Below are 17,551 nucleotides of genomic sequence, written 5' to 3'. Positions count from 1 at the left end.
GCCCGCCCCGCAAGCTGGGCCGGTCCGTCGGTCAATTCTGGTCCTTGTCCCCTTCTCCATCCCCGGAGCGTCATGGCCTTCAAGATCCGCAACCGCACCCTGGCACAGATCGTGAGGCGCGCCCGTCGGGACAGCCGCAATTTGCCCTACGATCTGCTGCCGTTGACGGGCGGGCCGGGGCGACGGCGCTGGCTGGCCCGGCTGGCGGCGCTGGGCCGGCCGCGGATGCGGGCGGCAAGCACTGAAGCCCGGGAGTTGCTGGCGCAGCTTCTGGGCTCCGGCTATACGAAGACGTTACCCCTGATGACGTCGGATCAGGCGGTGGCATTGCGCGATTGGTTCCGGTCGCAGCCCTGTCACGATCCGTACCGGCCGCATCTGGGGCGGTTCCTGCCCGATCAGGTTCCGTCGGCGGAAACCAATATGGGCTATTACACCCCGCAGCAGATTCTGGCGGCGCCCGGTGTGTGGGAGCTGTTCAACCATCCGCTGGTGCTGGAAACGGCCGGCCTGTTCCTGGGTTGTAAGCCCACCATCGACAATATCGGCACCTGGTGGTCCTTCGCCGACCGTGCGGAGGCCAAGGGAACGCAATGGTTCCACCGCGACTGGGACAATATCCGCAGCTTCAAGCTGTTCCTTTATCTGACCGATGTCGGAGAGGAGGACGGGGCGTTCGAGTTTGTTGCGACCTCGCAATCCGATGAACGGCTGGTGGAGATCGAACGGATTTCCGATGACCGGCTGGCAGCCGTGATGGGGGACCTGCCCGTCAAGCGTATGGTTGGAGCGGCGGGGACTTTATTCATGGCCGATACGTTCGGTATCCACCGGGGCCGGTTGCCAGGTGCCAATCCCCGCCTGCTGCTGACGGCGCAATATGGGATCTGGCGCACGCCGCATGCGCCGCCCCGGCCCTTCCTGCCCCGTCGTGACGGCTTTGACCCCTATATCAACCGCGTCATCATGGAATGAGCGTCCGGCTTGGAGCCGAGGGGCCGTTTGTGTTCTAGTGAGGCAGGACATAAAGGTCGGGAAAGCCAAGCATGAAGGCCATCATCGAAGGGGTGCGGATCGCCGGGGTGCGGGCCGTGGTGCCGCGTCAGCGCCATTCCTTTGTCGAGACGCCGGGCATCTTCACCGAAGAGGAGGCGCGCAAGCTGCACGTCGGCATCGGCGTCTATGAACGCCGTGTGCTGCCGCCGCCCTATTGCGCGTCCGACATGTGCCGGGCCGCAGCGGAAGGGCTGTTGCAGCAGCTGGGCTGGGACCCGGCCAGCGTCGATGTGCTGATCTTTGTCAGCCAGGATGCCGATTATGTGCTGCCCGTCACCTCGGCGGTGCTGCAACGCCATCTGGGCCTGCCGACATCGGCCGCCTGTTTCGATGTGACGCTGGGCTGTTCTGGCTTCGTCTACGGGCTGTGGATGGCATCGCGCCTGCTGGGCGGATCGACGGCGCGGCGGGCGCTGGTCCTGTGCGGGGACAATTCCACGCGCTGGCTGCACCCGGAAGACAAGGCGACCATCCCCCTGTTCGGTGATGCCGGATCGGCCACGGCGCTGGAGATCGAACCGGCCGCCCCGCCCATCCGCGTCAGCCTGGGCACCGACGGTGCCGGTGCCAAGAACATCTTCGTCAAGGCCGGCGGCAAGCGCGATTGCCTGATCCCTACCGACCCGCCCCGGTCCGAAGCGGAGATGGCGCGGCTTTACCGCGATGCCCGCCTGTATCTGAATGGGGCGGAGGTCTTCACCTTCACGCTGCGCGCCGTGCCCGGTCTGCTGAAGGAAGCGATTGCCGATGCCGGCCTGACGGTGGACGATCTGGATTTCGTCGTGCCGCATCAGGCCAACAAGATGATGTTGGACCATATCCGCAAGAAGATCGGCTGCGACCCGGCCAAATACATCATCGACATGGAAAAATACGGCAATACCAGCAGCGCGTCGGTGCCGCTGGCTCTTTGCTCGCGGCTGGGCGATGAACTGGCGGCGGGGCCGAAGAAGCTGCTGCTGGCCGGGTTTGGTGTCGGCTGGTCCTGGGGCACGGTTCTGGCCGATATCGGCCCCATCCCGGCGCCGACCGTGGCGGAACTGCCGGAAGGCTATACGGTCATGGAAGTGTAGTTCCACCGGTCATCAAGAGCAGCGGCCGCTGGCATCAGCTTGGTGTCGGCACAAAAATGGGGCGGGTCCCACAAGGAACCCGCCCCGCTTTGCGTCTTGGCTGTTCGCAGGGCTCAGACCTGCTTCAAAGCCTCGGCCGCGTGCTTCTTGCGCATTTCATAAATGACGATGCCGATGGCCAGCCAGATGCCCAGCCGCAGATAGGCGTGTTCGCCCAGCACGGAGATCAGGTAGCCGCAGACAACGATCGACACGATGGGCACCAGCGGCACCCAGGGCACGCGGAAGGGCCGGGGGGCGTCGGGGCGCTTGCGACGCAGCCAGATGACGCTGAAGGATACGGCCATGAAGGCCAGCAGCGTCCCCGACGACACCAGTTCCGCCAGGAAGTCGATGGGGAACAGGCTGGCCAGGGCGGCGGCGGCCGTACCGGTAATGATGGTGCTGACATGCGGCGTGCGGAACTTCGGATGCACCCGGGCGAAGGCCGATGGCAGGATGCGGTGCTGCGCCATGGCGAAGAACACGCGCGGCTGGGCGACCAGCAGCACCAGGATGACCGAAGTCAGGCCGGCGATGGCCCCCAGTGAGACCAGGGGCAGTATCCAGGACACGCCCTCGCCCATATTCGCCACGGCCAGCGCCACGGGCGACGGCACCGACAATTGCGTGTAGGGAACGGTGCCGGTCAGGACCAGCGACATGGCGATGTAAAGCACGGTGCAGACCAGCAGCGAGCCCAGGATGCCGATGGGCACGTCCCGCTGCGGCTTGCGGGCCTCCAGGGCCGTGGTGGCGACGGCGTCGAAGCCGATATAGGCGATGAACACCACGCCCGCTGCCTTCATCACGCCGCTGATGCCGTACTGGCCGAAATTGCCGGTGTTTTCCGGTATGAACGGAACCCACAGGTCCGGGTTTACATGAAAGGCGCCCACGGCGATCACCACCAGGATGACCGTCACCTTGATCAGCACCACCACCATGTTTGCGGCCGATGATCGTTTCACCCCGATGACGGCCAGCACCGTCGCCAGGCCGATGATCAGGGCCGCCGGCAGGTTGATGATGGCGCCCGTCGCCTCCAGATGCCCATTCTTCAAGGCGAAGGGGGCAGAGGTGAAGGCCTTGGGCAGCGACAGGCCGACACTGTCGCACAAGGCTGACAGGTAACCCGACCAGCCGACGGCGACGAAACTGGCCGCCACCAGATATTCCATGATCAGGTTCCAGCCGACCAGCCAGCCGATGCGGGGTCCTAGCGCATCGCGGGTGTAGCTGTAGGCCCCACCCGATTCTTTCGATGTCGCTGCCAGTTCCGAATAGCACAGACCCGCGCAAGCGCAGGCGAAGCCCGCCAGAAGGAAGGAGAGCGACACGGCCGGCCCGGCATAGTCTGCAGCCGCCGAGCCCGTGATGACAAAGATGCCGGCGCCGATGATGCAGCCCACACCCAGAAGCACCAGTTGCACCGGCCCCAAGGCCGGCAACAGACCGCTGCGTGAATCTCCGCTGTCTTGCATTATGACCCCAAGGTCTGTCGTTTATGCACGCTTTCTATGTGTTAGCTGCATCGGCCGCAAGAGGATATGGTTTCATTTGAAACGGTTTGGGCGGGTGACAAAAAGTCCACCGGTGTCATTGCAATTGACACCGGTTTCCATTAGGGTCGAGGCCAGGATCAAGGCTCCGCAGAGAGCCGTTTGACGCAACATCTCCAACACCGGGGGGAAAAGATGGGTAGTGAAACGGCCGGGGCCGGCGATGTGAAGGTTGGCCGGGTCCGCTGGGTCGTGGTGGCCTTGCTGTTCTCCGCCATGGTCATCAACTATGTCGACCGGCAGATGATCGGCGTGCTGAAGCCGACCCTGTCGGCGGAGTTCGGCTGGACCGAGGCTGATTACGCCAACATCATCTTCTGGTTCCAGGCGACCTATGCGCTGGCCTATGTCGCCTTCGGGCGCATTGTCGACCGGCTGGGCGCGCGCTGGGGTTATGCGCTGGCCTTCACCATCTGGACCATCGGCCATTTCGCCCATGCGGGTGCCAAGTCGCTGGGCGGCTTCATCATGGCCCGCATGGTTCTGGGCGTGGGTGAGGGCGGTGGCTTCCCCGGCGGCGTGAAGGCCGTGGCGGAATGGTTCCCCAAGAAGGAACGCGCCTTTGCCACGGGCCTGTTCAATGCCGGCACCAATATCGGCGCCATCGTCACCCCGCTGGTCGTGCCGGCCATCACCATCGCCTATGGCTGGGAGATGGCCTTTATCGTCACGGGCCTGGCCAGCCTGGTCTGGCTGCCGCTGTGGCTGCTGGTCTACCGCCGCCCGCGCGAGAACAAGTTTGTGAGTGCCGCCGAGCTGGCCCATATCGAAAGCGATCCGCCGGACAGCACGGAAAAGATCGGCTGGCTGCGTCTGCTGACGGTGCGGGAAACCTGGGCCTATGCGCTGGGCAAGTTCCTGATTGACCCGATCTGGTGGATGTTCCTGTTCTGGCTGCCCGATTTCCTGGGCAAGCGCCATGGGCTGGACCTGAAAAGTTTCGGTATTCCGCTGGTGGCAATCTATCTGATGTCCGACGTGGGGTCGGTGGCCGGCGGTTGGCTGTCGTCGAAGATGATGCAGAAGGGCGCCACCCTGAACCGGGCCCGCAAGACGGCCATGCTGATCTGTGCTCTGTTTGCCGTGCCCGTGGGTCTGGCGGCCTTTGCCGACCAGCTTTGGGTGGCGGTCCTGATCATCGGCATTGCCACAGCGGCACACCAGGGCTTCTCCGCCAACCTCTATACCCTGCCGTCGGACGTATTCCCCCGTGCGGCCGTGGGCTCGGTCGTGGGTATCGGCGGCATGATCGGCGCCTTTGGCGGCATGGCCATGGCGAAATATGCCGGCTATGTGCTGGACAAGATCGGCAGCTACACGCCGATCTTCGTGGTGGCCGCATCTGCCTATCTGCTGGCGCTGGGCGTCGTCCACCTGCTGTCGCCGCGCCTGGACCCGGTGCAGATCAAGGACTGACAAGGGAGCGGCATTGAACAAGTATGCGGCCGGTGTCCTTGGGGGCGCCGGCCGTTTCGTTTTCACTGGGTCAGAACCCCGCCTCGCTGCCCAGCAGCACCGACAATTTCGGGGTCACGCCCCATTCCCCGACCAGGGATGCGTATTCCGCCACCACCTTGGGCTCGGCCTTGGCGCCCGTGCGGACGGCGCGCAGCAGGGTGTTGCGGGGTGTGTGTTCGGACGGCACGAACTCGATAATCTCCGTCCGGTATCCCGCCTGCCGCATCAGGCTGGCACGCAGCGCGTCGGTCAGGACATCGGCGAAACGTTCGCGCAGGATGCCGTGGCGGGTCAGCAGGCCATAGGCGCCCGGCGTTTCTCCGTCGCGTAACTGCCGTTGCAGATCATGGTGACAGCAGGGGGCGGCCAGCACGAATTTGGCGCCCCAGGCGACGGCGCGGGCCAGGGCATCATCCGTGGCCGTGTCGCATGCATGCAGGGCCAGCACCACATCGGCCCCGTCCACAGGGGCGTCGGCGATGGTGCCTTCAATGAAATGCAGCCCGTCCCAGCCCAGGCTGCGGGCCAGATCGGTATTGCGCTCCCGCGCCTGACGCTTGGTGTCGACGCCGGTGAATTCCACCTCCAGCCCGCGCACCTGGGTCAGGAAGCGATAGGCGGCGAAGGTCAGATAGGCATTGCCGCAGCCCAGATCGACCACGCGCAGGGGCCGCCCTTCCGGCAGGTCGCCGCCTTTCAGCACGGCATCCAGGGCGCGGATGAATTCTTCCACCTGCCGATACTTGTCCTGGCGGGTAGGCTTGATGCGGCCATCGGCATCGGCAATGCCCAGCGCCCGCCAGAAGGGATCGGCCGGGTCCAGCATGCGTGGTTTGGCCCGGTCATGGTCCAGCGCGCGTTCCTTGGGCGTGGCACTGGCCGTGCGGCTGATCATCGCCTCGCCCTTCTTGGTGATGCGCAGCTGTACCGTGGCGTCCAGCGTTTCCACATGCCAGTTGCCCATACCCAGGGCCAGCAACGCGTCGACCGCCTGTTCGGCGGCGGGGCCGAAGGCGGCGTTGCTGGTATGGGCCTGGCGGTCGTCATAGGCCACGGTCTGCAGATGCGCGCCCGATTTCAGGGCCACGGGCCGAAGCTCGATCCGCCGCCAGGGCGGGGACATGTTGCGCATGCGCCCGCTGGCCACGGCACGCACCAGCCGGTCCCCGTCCAGCAGCAGGGCGCGGATATCGGCAAGGGCGGGGGCAAGCGGGCTGGCCATGGGGATAACTTCGGTCAAGGACGGGAAAGAGGCCGCATCCTAACGGCCCCGTCCGCAAAGCGGTATCCCCATGCCCCGCATTGTAGCCGTGTCAGCCCATCCTGACTTGTCAGGATGGGCTGCCGCCGCGCCAGTCGGCGCGGACATCAAGGTCCAAGAAATCTTGACCTTGATGTTACAGGCAGGCGGCCAGGGCCTTGGCGAAGATGCCCGCCGTTTCCACCGACAGGCCGGCGACATTGATGCGGCCGGAACCGGCCATATAGACGGCATGTTCTTCACGCAGGCGCTTCACCACATCCGGGGACAGCGGCAGCAGGGAGAACATGCCGCGCTGTTCGGCGACACGGGCGAGCACGCCGCCATGGCTGGCCAGGGCGGCGCGGATGCCCAACAGCCGGTCGCGCATCGTGTCCAGTTCCAGCTTCCAGTCGGCGGCCAGCACGGGATCATCCAGCAGCGTGGCGACGACGGCCCCGCCATGGTCGGGCGGCATGGACCAGTTGGCCCGCGCCAGGGCCAGCATGTTGGAGGCGACGCGGTCGGTATCGGCGGCATTGGCCGTCTGCACGATCAGGGCGCCGACACGGTCACGATAGACGCCGAAATTCTTGTCGCAGGAATAGGCCAGCAGCGCCTCCGGACAGGCATCCATGACCAGGCGCACGCCGGCCGCATCCTGGTCCATGCCCAGCCCCAGCCCCAGCCCCTGATAGGCCAGATCCAGGAAGGGCACGATACCCCGCGCCGACAGGGTTTCGGCGATGGCCCGCCACTGATCCAGGCTGAAATCCGCACCCGTCGGGTTGTGGCAGCAGCCGTGCAGCAGGGCGATGTCGCCAGGCTGGGCCTTGGTCGACAGGGCGTCCATGACGGCATCGAAGGTGATGGCCTGGGTGGCCGTGTCGAAATGCTTGTAGGTCTGGGCCTTCAGCCCGGCGGCGGCCAGGATCGGCGGATGGTTGGGCCAGGTGGGCGTGCCGACCCAGACATTGGCGTCGGGCTTCGTCGCGCCGATCAGTTCGGCGGCCAGACGCAGGGCACCCGTGCCGCCCGGCGCCTGCACGCCCGTCAACCGGCCCGACAGTTCCACATCACCCAGGGCCAGCCGCGCCATGTGGCGGGCGAAGACGACATTGCCTTCCGGCCCCAGATAGGACTTGCTGTCCTGCGTTTCCCACAGCTTGCGCTCGGCGGCCTTCACGCTGCGCATCACCGGCGTGTTGCCGGCATCGTCACGGAACACGCCCACGCCCAGGTCGATCTTGCCGGGGCGCGGGTCATTGCGGAACAGGCCGATCAGGGCCAGAAGGGCGTCGGCGGGCTGCTGATTCAGGGGCGCGAAGAAGGACATGGGGGTCTGCCTGTCTTGGGGCGGCGGGGAAAGGGAAGGACAGAATAGGCCGGACGACGCGCAATTACTGTGCGAAGTGGGGCGCTGTCCGCGTGGTAAATCCCTTTTGCGGGCCGTCGTCATGCCTTAATATTGCGTGGCCGCTGTGATCACAGCCAGCCCTGGCTTCGGGCGATACGGGCGGCCTCGATCCGGTTGCCCGCCCCCAATTTCTGCACGGCGTCGGACAGATAATTGCGGACCGTGCCGGGTGACAGGCCCATGATCTCCGCAATCTCCTTATTGGTCCGCCCTTCCTCTGCCAGCCGGATCAGGGTCCGGTCCCGGTCGTTCAAGGGATCGACCGGGCCGTCCCAGACGGAAGCGGCCAGTTCGGGGGCGATGGCCCGGCCACCGGCCGCCACCTGACGTAGTGCCGCCGTCAACTGGTCCGGCGGGGCATCCTTCAGCAGATAGCCGCGTACGCCCGCATCCAGCGCCCGCCGGAGATAACCGGCCCGGCCGAAGGTGGTGACGATGACGACCTGTGTCCGCAATCCCTCCCGCCGGATGGCGGCGGCGACGTCCAGGCCTGTCATGCCCGGCATTTCAATATCGGACAGCAACAGATCCGGCTGGTGCCGCCGGACAGCGTCCAGCGCCAGGGTGCCGTCCCGCGCCTGAGACACAACCTGGATGTCCGTTTCCAGGGAGATCAGGGCCGCCAGCGCCGCCAATACCAGGGACTGGTCTTCGGCCACCACCACCCGGATCATGATCGTCCCCTGTCCGGCATGGTGATGAAAAGACGGGTACCGCCCCCGTCGCTGTCCAGATGGACGGTCCCGCCGGCGGCCGCGACACGGGCGCGCAGGCCGGTCAGGCCGGCCCCTTCCTGCCGGATGCCGCCCTTTCCGTCATCGGCCAGCCCCAGCCGCACGGATCCCGATTGGGTTTCGATGCTGATCGTACAGTGTCTGGCGCCTGAATGGCGAACGATGTTGGTAACGCCTTCGCGCAGGGCCATGGCCAACACGGCCGCTGTCCCGGCCTCGATCCCGTCCGCCGATCCTGCCAGGGTGCAATCAATGCCCGCGGCGGCACAGGCATCCTTTGCGGCGACCAGTTCGCGCGGCAGATGGGCCGTCATGCCGGTCACGGCCCCCCTGACCTCGGCCAGGGCGTCGCGGGCGGTCTGGGCGACGTCCCGCATCTCCTGCTGTGCCCGCTGCGGCTCCTGTTCGATCAGCCGCGCCGCCAGTTCCGCCTTGATCGATATCAGCGTCAGGGTGCGGCCCAGCAGATCGTGCAGATCACGGCCGATCCGCTCGCGCTCTGCCGTCGCGGCCAACTGGCGGGTCGTGTCCTGGGTGGCCAGCAGCGCGCGGTTCTTGTCCCTCAGCGTCTGGTTGAACAGTCCCCCCGCACCAACCAGCACCATCATGGCGACGCCTGGTGCCCAGTAAATCAGCGGCTGGGCGCTGTGCAGGCCGACAAGGGCCGACAATCCGGCGAACAAGGCGATCAGGCCGATTGATTGCCGCCGCGGCAGCGTCTCCGCCAGCATGGCGGCGGCGTAGATGGAGAAAACCGACCAGATCGCCGCCGTCGTGGAAAGACCGAATGAAAGCAGCAGCACGCCCAGCGCCGACCAGCGCTTGCGCCGGTCTTCCAGGGCCGACCCGACAAGATAGAGCGGCAGGAAGAGGATGATGGCTGCCGCAACCACCGGCCATTGCCCCGGGGGCGGGTTGGACCAGAGCCAGGGGCCCACCAGCAGGGGAAGATAGATCAGCCAGGGCCACCGCGCCGACGCCAAGCGTGCCCACAGGGTGGCCGGTGCCGATATCCTACCCACGGTAATGCTCTCCCGGCCGTTGCGGGCAACAGGATGTCAGGGCGCAACCATGCCGCAAAGTGACAAATGTCATCCCCTTTTCCTGATCCGGGCCACTGTTCCAGCCCTGCTGTTCAGGGCGATGCTTCACCATCATGGAAAACGGATGGAGATCGCAGTGGATGATCTGACGGCTTTGGTTCGTGCCGACCGACGGGCAAGCTATCTGCGCCTGCGGGGTGGCTTTCCCGTGCCGCTGGCCGGCATGGTCTATTGGGGCGCACTGGCCGGGGTCGGCCAGGTGCTGGACGCGGCAGACTGGCTGATGGCGGCGATGGTGGGCAGCGGCCTGATCTTTCCGCTGGCGCTGCTTCTGGCCCGGTTGTTCGACTGCCGCTTCATGGGGGATCGGACCGCTGTCACCAGCGTGCTGTTCCCGGCCTTCGCCGGAATGTTGCTGTTCTGGCCCATGCTGGTGGCCGCGCTGTCGGTGGCGCCGGCGCTGGCGCCGCTGATGCTGGCCATCGGCATGTCGGCCCATTGGCCGGTCATTGGCTGGGGATATGACCGCACCGCCTTGTTTACGGCGCATGCCGTCATCCGGGCCGTGGCCGTGTTCGTCCTCTGGACCTGGATGCCGGAAGGCCGGATGACGCTGCTGCCCCTGGCCGTGGCCGTGATTTATGGGGCGACGGTGCTGGCCATTCTGATCGATGTGCGTCGTCTAAGGGCGGGGGCCTGACGCCTATACCCGCCGCCGCGTTGCCAGCCAGATGCCGGGAAGGACCAGGGCGGCCCCCGCCAGATGATAGGGCTGGGGCTGTTCGCCCAGGAACAAGGCCGCCAGGACGGCATTGTAAAGGGGCACGAGGTAGAGCGTCATGCCGGCGCGGTCAGGACCGAACACGCCCACCAGCCGCCCATAGACAAGGTAGGAGGCCAGGCCCGGCAGCAGGGCCAGGAAGACCAGCGTGCCAACCGTGCGGCCCGTCAACGGGGCGATCTGGCCCATCGCCATTTCCAGCCCGTAGAAGGGCAGCATCATCACCACACCACCCGCACAGATGCCGGCAAAGCGGGCGAAGGCGGGCATGTCGGCTGGCCGGTGCCGCAGCAATTGCGAATAGAAGGCCCAGCCCGTGGCCGCCATCACCACCCACAGGTCACCGGGCGTGAAGTCCAGATGGCTGAGAAAGGCCGGGTCGCCCTTGGCGATGACGGTGACGACGCCGGCCAGACTGACGGCCACACCCAACGCCTGCACCGACCCCACCCGTTCCCGCCAGAACAGCCGGCCGAACAGCACGATCAGAACCGGGGCGGCGGCATAGATCAGGGTGATGTTGGTGGCCGTCGTTGTCTGTCCTGCCAGATAGACGGGCGCGCCGCAGACACCCATGCCCAGTGAACCCAGCAGCAGAAATCCCCGCCAATCAGCCCGGAGCGCCGGCAATGCTGCCCGCAATTCATGGCGGATGAACGGCGCCAGGAACAGCAGGGCCAGCGTCCAGCGCCAGAACGCCATGGCCACACCCGGTATTTCGCCGGCCATCAGGCGGGAGATGATGACGTTGGAGCCAAACAGCAGCGGCTGTCCCGCCAGCAGCAGGAACCAGGAGAAGGCGGATGCGCGCAGGGCCGGAGCGGCGGGCGCCATGGGCGGGGCCTGACGGTGGTGGGTCCGGCCCCGCTGATAGGCTCAGTGCAGCGTTCCTTCAAGCTGGTCCAGCAAGGTACGCACGCGGGTCTGCGCCGCTTCGTCATCATTGCTGGTGCGGCCGCGCAGATACCAGACCTCCCCCGAGGTCAGGCCGCAGACGCGGATGATGTAGGTGGTGCCGGGTTCGGTTTCGGCATCGCCCGGCGTCGTGCCCTCGGCGCAGGTGGGCTGGCCGTCCTTGGGCTCGCTGGGCGCGCGCGTCACCGCCTCCTTCACCTGTTCGTCCAGGTAATGGCGGGCGAAGATGGTGAAGGAACCGGTGATGAAGTCGCGCTGGATCATGGCTGCACCGCTGTCGGTCTGCGACCAGAACCAGTGGACGGTGCCGCCGCTGTCCAGCTTCTCCTGCTCCATATCCCAGCCCGCCTCCACGGTGGCGGCGCGATGGGTGACAGGGTTTTCCCAGCTCTGGGCCGGGTTGGGCGGGGTGGGTTCCTGCCTGGCTTCTTCCTCCTGCTGCGGGATCCAGTGCTCGGTCAGCAAGGTGATGACCGGTATCGCACTGCACAGAAGCACATAGACGATGAGGCCGGCCCAGACGCGGCCCCGCTGCGGACCGGGCTGGCGCACCACCAGACCCAATGGCAGGTCCCATGCGGTGGGTTGTCCGCGTCCGACACGCGTATAGGACAGGAAAAGGGTGAACAGCGAGAAAAGCGGCATGCCCAATGCGTAGCCCATCACCCATAGCCGACCCTGGCGATTGATCAGCTCCGTCAGGCTGGGCCGACGGCCATCGGCATGGCGAAGGTGCAGACGCAGCAAGGCCTTGCCCGGGGTCGTCCCCACCGTGGACAGCAGAATGGCCTGAAGCTGCAGCGAGATGGGGATAAACGCCAGGCCCAGCAGCAGTTCATCGACCTTGTCGCCCCAGCCGGTGCCCATGCTGATGCCAGCCATGGCGATGACCAGGCCACCCAGAAAGCCGCCAATCAAAGCGGTCAGATACTGGTCGATGCCTTGCGCCAGCAAGCGGGACCATGGGCCCGCCGTGCGCCAGCCCTTGGGGTCGGGCAGCGGAATCTCGGACGCCGTAGATGGTTCCTGATCCTGGGTGGCCGGACGCGGCGGGAATATCTCAAACACCTTGAACTGGTATGATCGTGTCCAAGCGGGAAGCGACGGGTTCCATACCCATTCCGACCCCTTCAGGGTGCCGTCGGAGAACATTCCCACCATCGCCCGCTGCGTCACAGGGCCAAAGGTTGTTCCGTCCTTAATATACCACCATTCAATTGCCATGATACCCCGGCCGCTGCACGTTCATGGCAGAACTGTCTCTTAAGTGGACAACCTTCGCAACGATGGCCTTCACCCCTGGAACAGCCGTGCATGGCGTCGCACTTCGTCCGCGATGAATTCCGCCGTGACGCGGATGCGCGACAGGTGGCGGACATCGGAATGCATGACCAGCCAGAAGCTGCGGATCAGCTTCACCTCTTCCGGCAGCAGGCGGACCAGATCCTTTTCCCCCGCCACCATGAAACAGGGCAGGATGGCGATGCCGCTGCCCGCCTGCACGGCCCGGAACTGCGCCACCAGACTGGCGCTTTTCAGGTACGGCCGGATATCGCGCGACACGGCGGGGACATAATCCAGTTCCGGCGTATAGAGAAGGTCGTCGATATAGGAGATGAAGCGGTGCGCGGCCAGATCGGCCGTGCCCGTCACCGGCGGGGCGGTTTCCAGGTACGAGCGGGCGGCATAAAGGCCCAGCTCATAATCCGTCAGCTTGCGGGCATGCAGGCGGCCGGCCTCCGGCTGGGCCACGGTGATGGCGATGTCGGCCTCCCGCTTGGACAGGCTGAACAGGCGCGGCTGGGCCACCAGCTGCACCTCCAGATCGGGATGCAGCGCGCCCAGCCGGCCGATGCGCGGGGCCAGGAAGAAGCTGCCGAATCCGTCGGGCGTGCCGATGCGCACGGCGCCCGACAGTTTAGCCCCGGAGCCGGCCAGTTCCTCCATGATGGTCAGCGCCATGCCTTCCATCGCCTCGGCATTCTGAAGCAGGGTTTCGCCGGCCTGGGTCAGGCTGTAACCCGTGGCGTGGCGTTCGAACAGGGTGGCGCCCAGCGCCTGTTCCAGCGATGTCAGGCGGCGGCCCAGGGTCGTGTGATCCACCCCCATGCGCTTGGCCGCCAGCGTCAGCCGGCCCGACCGGGCCACGGCCAGGAAGGATTGCAGATCGTCCCAGTCGAAGCCCTTGGCCATCGCCCACCCATGGGAAAGCACGCACAGCAATGGCGAGGAACTTCGCATGGATGTGCGCATCCCCGCAATGATACTGGTTTGGTCGCGGCATTCATCGCATTGGCGTTATAGGATGGCGCCCCAAGCCATTGCGATTGAAAGGGAGGATGGGTTTTGAGCGAGGACGTGCTCTGCACCGTGCGTGGTGCCATCGGCCATATCCTGTTGAACCGGCCCAAGGCGCTGAACGCGCTGACGCTGGGCATGGTGGAGGTGATCTCCCCGGCGCTGGACGCCTGGGCCGCCGATCCCGCCATCAAGGCCGTGGTTATCCGTGGGGCCGGTGACCGCGCCTTCTGTGCCGGCGGCGATGTGCGCGCCGTCTGGGATGCCGGCTGGCAGAAGAAGCGCGGAGAGGGGGATGGCGCCTTGTCGGCTGCCTTCTTCGCGGGCGAATATCGGCTGAACCGGCAGATCAAGCGCTTCCCCAAGCCTTATGTCGCCCTGATCGACGGCATCACCATGGGCGGCGGTGTCGGCCTGTCGGTGCATGGCAGCCACCGGGTGGTGACGGAAAAGACCCTGCTGGCCATGCCGGAAACGGGCATCGGCCTGTTCCCCGATGTCGGCGGCACCTGGTTCCTGCCGCGCCTGCCGGGCAAGCTGGGCCTGTATCTGGGCCTGACGGGCGCGCGGGTGACGGGCGGCGATCTGCTTTACACCGGCATCGGCACGCATGGCGTCGCGTCCGCATCGCTGGACACGATCGAGGCGGCGCTGGCCGAGGGGCAGGATGTGGAGGCCGTTCTGGCCGCCTATGCCGCCCTGGTGGGGGAGGCCACGCTGCCGGCCGTGCGCGAGGCCATCGACGCCGCGTTTGAAGCGCCCGACGTGGAAGGCATCGTCGCCGGCCTGATCTCCCAGGGCACGGACTGGGCCGACAAGCTGGCGCAGACCATCCTCGCCATGTCGCCCACCAGCCTGAAGGTAACGTTCGAACAGTTACGCCGTGGGGCCGACCTGGAATTCGACGATTGCATGCGCCTGGAATACCGCATGACCCAGGCGGTCATGGACGGCAACGACTTCTATGAAGGCATCCGCGCCGTCCTGGTCGACAAGGACAAGAACCCGAAATGGAACCCGTCGCGGCTGGAGAATGTCTCCGCCGATCTGGTGGCGCGGCATTTCGCGGTGCCGGCGGGCGGGGATCTGGTGTTTTGACGCGTAAAGGGCCGGCACAAGCCGGCCCGACATCCAAACGGAGGAAACGACCATGGCGACCATTGCGTTCATCGGGCTGGGCAATATGGGTTTGCCCATGGCCAAGAACCTGTTGAAGGGTGGGCATACTGTGCTGGGCGTCGATCTGGCCCCGGCCAATATCGCCGCCGCCAATGAGGCGGGGATCGACACGTCCAAGTCGGCCGGTGACGCGGCTGCGCTGGCCGATGTTGTCGTCTCCATGCTGCCCGCCGGTCCGCATGTGCGCGCCGTCTATGGCAATGCGGGCGGGGTGATTGAGCGGGCGCGGCCCGGCACCATCTTCATCGACAGTTCCACCATCGACGTGGACAGCGCCCGCGCCGTCATTGCGCAGGCTGAGAAGGCCGGGCATCTGATGGTGGATGCGCCCGTGTCCGGCGGCACGGGCGGGGCGGCGGCCGGCACCCTGACCTTCATGGTCGGCGGGGCCGATGCCGCCTTCGATGCCGCCAAGCCCTATCTGGCCCTGATGGGCAAGAATATCGTGCATGCCGGCGGACCGGGCACGGGGCAGGCGGCCAAGATCTGCAACAACATGGTCCTGGGCATTTCCATGATCGCCGTGTCGGAGGCCTTTGCGCTCGCCGACAAGCTGGGCCTGGAACGGCAGAAGCTGTTCGATATTGCCAGTACGTCATCGGGTCAGTGCTGGTCCTTGACCAGCTATTGCCCCGTGCCGGGGCCGGTGCCGACCTCGCCCGCCAACCGCGACTATGCGCCGGGCTTTGCCGTCGACATGATGCTGAAGGACCTGAAGCTGGCGCAGCAGGCGGCCAGCAGCAGCGGGGCCAGCACCCCCCTTGGCGCGCAGGCTGCGGCACTGTATCAGCTATTCTCAAGCGCGGGGAATGGCGGTCTCGACTTCTCCGCCATCGTGAAGATGCTACAGGGGAAATGACATGAGCGGCGGGAAAAGCGGCAATCTCTACCACCTGTTCGAAAGCCGCTTTCCCGCCGACCCCCAGGCCCGGTTCCTGACCATCAAGGACGGGCCGCGCGATGGTGTCTGGTATACCTATGCCGATGTCGCCTCCATCAGCGCCCGCTTCGCCCATGCCATGGTGCAACTGGGCGTGAAGCGGGGCGATCGGGTGGCGGTGCAGGTGGAGAAAAGCCCGGAAAACCTGTTCCTTTATCTGGCGGCTTTGCGCCTGGGCGCCGTCTATCTGCCGCTGAATACCGCCTATCAGAAGGGCGAGATCCGCTATTTCCTGGAAGATGCCGCGCCCGCCCTGTTCGTCTGCCGGCCGGAGGATGAGGAGGGGATGCGCGCCCTGGCGGCGGAATGCCGGGTGCCGCAGGTGGCGACGCTGGGCATCCAGGGCGATGGCAGCCTGGCCGACCGGGCCATCGACCTGCCGCATCATTTCGATACCGTAATGATGGCCGAGGATGATCTGGCCGCCATTCTTTACACATCCGGAACGACCGGCCGTTCCAAAGGCGCCATGACCAGCCATGGCAATCTGGCCTCCAACGCCCAGGCCCTGCATCAGCTTTGGGGCTTTGTGCCGGGCGACGTGCTGCTGCATGCCTTGCCCATCTTCCATGTGCATGGGCTGTTCGTGGCGACCAACACCACCCTGCTGAATGGCGGGTCGATGCTGTTCCTGTCCAAGTTCGACGCCGACCGGGTGGTGGAGCTGCTGCCGCAGGCCAGCGTGCTGATGGGCGTGCCCACCTTCTATACCCGCCTGCTGACCCATCCCGGCTTCACCCGCGATCTGGTGGCGCATATGCGCCTGTTCATCAGCGGGTCGGCCCCGCTGCTGGCCGATACGCACACGGAATTTTCCGCCCTGACCGGCCACGCCATCCTGGAACGCTATGGCATGACGGAAGCCGGCATGATCACGTCCAACCCGCTGGATGGCGACCGGGTGCCGGGCACGGTGGGTTTCCCCCTGCCGGGCGTATCGCTGCGCATCGCGGATGAGAAGGGCGTGCAGCTGGGCGTGGATCAGATCGGGCAGATCGAGATCAAGGGGCCGAACCTGTTCAAGGGCTATTGGAACAAGCCCGAAAAGACGGCCGAGGATATGCGCTCCGACGGGTTCTTCATCACCGGCGATGTGGGCAAGATCGATGCGCGCGGCTATGTGCATATCGTCGGCCGGGCCAAGGATCTGGTGATCTGCGGCGGCTTCAACGTCTATCCCAAGGAAGTGGAGACGGTGCTGGATGCCATCGACGGTGTCGTCGAAAGTGCGGTCATCGGCCTGCCTCACCCCGATTTCGGGGAGGCTGTGGCCGCCATCATCCAGAAGAAGCCGGGCCGCGAGGATGTGACGGAGGCGTCGATCATCGCCCTGATGAAGGGCGAACTGGCCAATTTCAAGGTGCCCAAGCGCGTCTGGTTCGTGGACGAGTTGCCGCGCAATCAGATGGGCAAGGTGCAGAAGGCGGCGCTGCGCGACCAGCACAAGACGGCCTTCACGGCCTGACCCGGGCGGTGCATCGGGGCGATGCTGCGTTCACGGCACGTCCCGATGCGGGGACGCGCCGTTGAAAGCAATGACCTGTCAGGCAAGGGCGCAATTTGCGCTTAAAAAGGGAAATGGTGCCCCGAGTCGGATTTGAACCAACGGCCTACCGCTTACGAAGCGGTTGCTCTACCGCTGAGCTATCAGGGCTCCCTTTCCACCCTGGCATCCGGCTGTTGCCGAAGGCTTCAGGCGCCACATTCACCATACGCGCCATCCAACCGTTCAAAATCCCAAAGGATTTCATCAGGTTGAAGATGGTGCCCCGAGTCGGATTTGAACCAACGGCCTACCGCTTACGAAGCGGTTGCT

Annotated in this window: 15 protein-coding genes and 1 tRNA gene; 7 read left to right on the top strand and 9 right to left on the bottom strand. The window is 65.6% G+C overall.

All coding sequences use genetic code 11. The features are described from left to right. The first annotated feature begins 72 nt into the window (after window positions 1–72). Both ACODTW_RS00080 and ACODTW_RS00075 read left to right on the top strand, forming a co-directional pair. Window positions 73–975: a hypothetical protein gene (locus tag ACODTW_RS00080; RefSeq protein WP_488943819.1), complete on the top strand. Its 903-nt coding sequence runs from the start codon at window positions 73–75 to the stop codon at window positions 973–975. Window positions 976–1,046: 71 nt separating this feature from the next. After that, window positions 1,047–2,129, top strand: coding sequence for a 3-oxoacyl-ACP synthase III family protein (locus ACODTW_RS00075; RefSeq protein WP_488943818.1), 1,083 nt, complete (start codon window positions 1,047–1,049; stop codon window positions 2,127–2,129). Window positions 2,130–2,242: 113 nt separating this feature from the next. Here ACODTW_RS00075 and ACODTW_RS00070 read toward each other — a convergent pair whose 3' ends face one another. Next, complete coding sequence (locus ACODTW_RS00070; protein ID WP_488943817.1) at window positions 2,243–3,652, bottom strand: amino acid permease; 1,410 nt, start codon at window positions 3,650–3,652, stop codon at window positions 2,243–2,245. Window positions 3,653–3,865: 213 nt separating this feature from the next. Here ACODTW_RS00070 and ACODTW_RS00065 point away from each other — a divergent pair, with 213 nt between their 5' ends. After that, on the top strand, window positions 3,866–5,146 hold the full coding sequence (locus tag ACODTW_RS00065) for an MFS transporter (RefSeq protein ID WP_488943816.1): 1,281 nt from the start codon (window positions 3,866–3,868) through the stop codon (window positions 5,144–5,146). A 70-nt stretch (window positions 5,147–5,216) separates the two neighbouring features. Here the strand turns inward: ACODTW_RS00065 and ACODTW_RS00060 are convergent, their stop codons facing one another. The 4 genes from ACODTW_RS00060 to ACODTW_RS00045 form a co-directional block, all read right to left on the bottom strand. Then, the gene (locus ACODTW_RS00060) at window positions 5,217–6,410 is read right to left on the bottom strand and encodes a class I SAM-dependent methyltransferase (protein WP_488943815.1); all 1,194 of its coding nucleotides are present in this window, start codon (window positions 6,408–6,410) and stop codon (window positions 5,217–5,219) included. Window positions 6,411–6,585: 175 nt separating this feature from the next. Next, window positions 6,586–7,764, bottom strand: coding sequence for an amino acid aminotransferase (locus ACODTW_RS00055; RefSeq protein ID WP_488943814.1), 1,179 nt, complete (start codon window positions 7,762–7,764; stop codon window positions 6,586–6,588). A 149-nt stretch (window positions 7,765–7,913) separates the two neighbouring features. Further along, window positions 7,914–8,519 carry a response regulator transcription factor gene (locus ACODTW_RS00050; protein WP_488943813.1) on the bottom strand — a complete coding sequence of 202 codons (606 nt, stop codon included), beginning with the start codon at window positions 8,517–8,519 and terminating at the stop codon, window positions 7,914–7,916. Further along, window positions 8,516–9,601, bottom strand: a complete 1,086-nt coding sequence (locus ACODTW_RS00045; RefSeq protein WP_488943812.1) for a sensor histidine kinase — start codon at window positions 9,599–9,601, stop codon at window positions 8,516–8,518. The genes ACODTW_RS00050 and ACODTW_RS00045 overlap by 4 nt, the downstream gene beginning before the upstream one ends. A 145-nt stretch (window positions 9,602–9,746) precedes the next feature. Between ACODTW_RS00045 and ACODTW_RS00040 the strand changes: the two genes are divergently transcribed. Next, window positions 9,747–10,322, top strand: a complete 576-nt coding sequence (locus ACODTW_RS00040; RefSeq protein ID WP_488943811.1) for a DUF7010 family protein — start codon at window positions 9,747–9,749, stop codon at window positions 10,320–10,322. A gap of 3 nt (window positions 10,323–10,325) precedes the next feature. On the opposite strand, the gene ACODTW_RS00035 is transcribed toward ACODTW_RS00040, so the two are convergent. From ACODTW_RS00035 to ACODTW_RS00025, 3 genes are all read right to left on the bottom strand, one after another. Beyond that, the gene (locus ACODTW_RS00035) at window positions 10,326–11,237 is read right to left on the bottom strand and encodes a DMT family transporter (protein ID WP_488943810.1); all 912 of its coding nucleotides are present in this window, start codon (window positions 11,235–11,237) and stop codon (window positions 10,326–10,328) included. 42 nt (window positions 11,238–11,279) lie between these two features. Then, on the bottom strand, window positions 11,280–12,542 hold the full coding sequence (locus tag ACODTW_RS00030) for an RDD family protein (protein WP_488943809.1): 1,263 nt from the start codon (window positions 12,540–12,542) through the stop codon (window positions 11,280–11,282). 69 nt (window positions 12,543–12,611) lie between these two features. Then, the gene (locus ACODTW_RS00025; protein WP_488943808.1) at window positions 12,612–13,511 is read right to left on the bottom strand and encodes a LysR family transcriptional regulator; all 900 of its coding nucleotides are present in this window, start codon (window positions 13,509–13,511) and stop codon (window positions 12,612–12,614) included. 153 nt (window positions 13,512–13,664) lie between these two features. Here ACODTW_RS00025 and ACODTW_RS00020 point away from each other — a divergent pair, with 153 nt between their 5' ends. From ACODTW_RS00020 to ACODTW_RS00010, 3 genes are read left to right on the top strand one after another with little or no spacing between them, the layout of a single operon-like run. Beyond that, window positions 13,665–14,714 carry an enoyl-CoA hydratase/isomerase family protein gene (locus ACODTW_RS00020; RefSeq protein WP_488943807.1) on the top strand — a complete coding sequence of 350 codons (1,050 nt, stop codon included), beginning with the start codon at window positions 13,665–13,667 and terminating at the stop codon, window positions 14,712–14,714. A gap of 31 nt (window positions 14,715–14,745) precedes the next feature. Then, complete coding sequence (mmsB, locus tag ACODTW_RS00015; protein ID WP_488944180.1) at window positions 14,746–15,654, top strand: 3-hydroxyisobutyrate dehydrogenase; 909 nt, start codon at window positions 14,746–14,748, stop codon at window positions 15,652–15,654. A 1-nt stretch (window position 15,655) separates the two neighbouring features. Beyond that, window positions 15,656–17,200, top strand: a complete 1,545-nt coding sequence (locus ACODTW_RS00010; protein ID WP_488943806.1) for a malonate--CoA ligase — start codon at window positions 15,656–15,658, stop codon at window positions 17,198–17,200. 114 nt (window positions 17,201–17,314) lie between these two features. Here ACODTW_RS00010 and ACODTW_RS00005 read toward each other — a convergent pair. Beyond that, window positions 17,315–17,389 (bottom strand) — tRNA-Thr (locus ACODTW_RS00005). Window positions 17,390–17,551: the final 162 nt, after the last annotated feature.

This window comes from Niveispirillum sp. FG148 (genome assembly GCF_057809655.1).
This window is presented reverse-complemented; position numbering and strand designations above follow the sequence as displayed.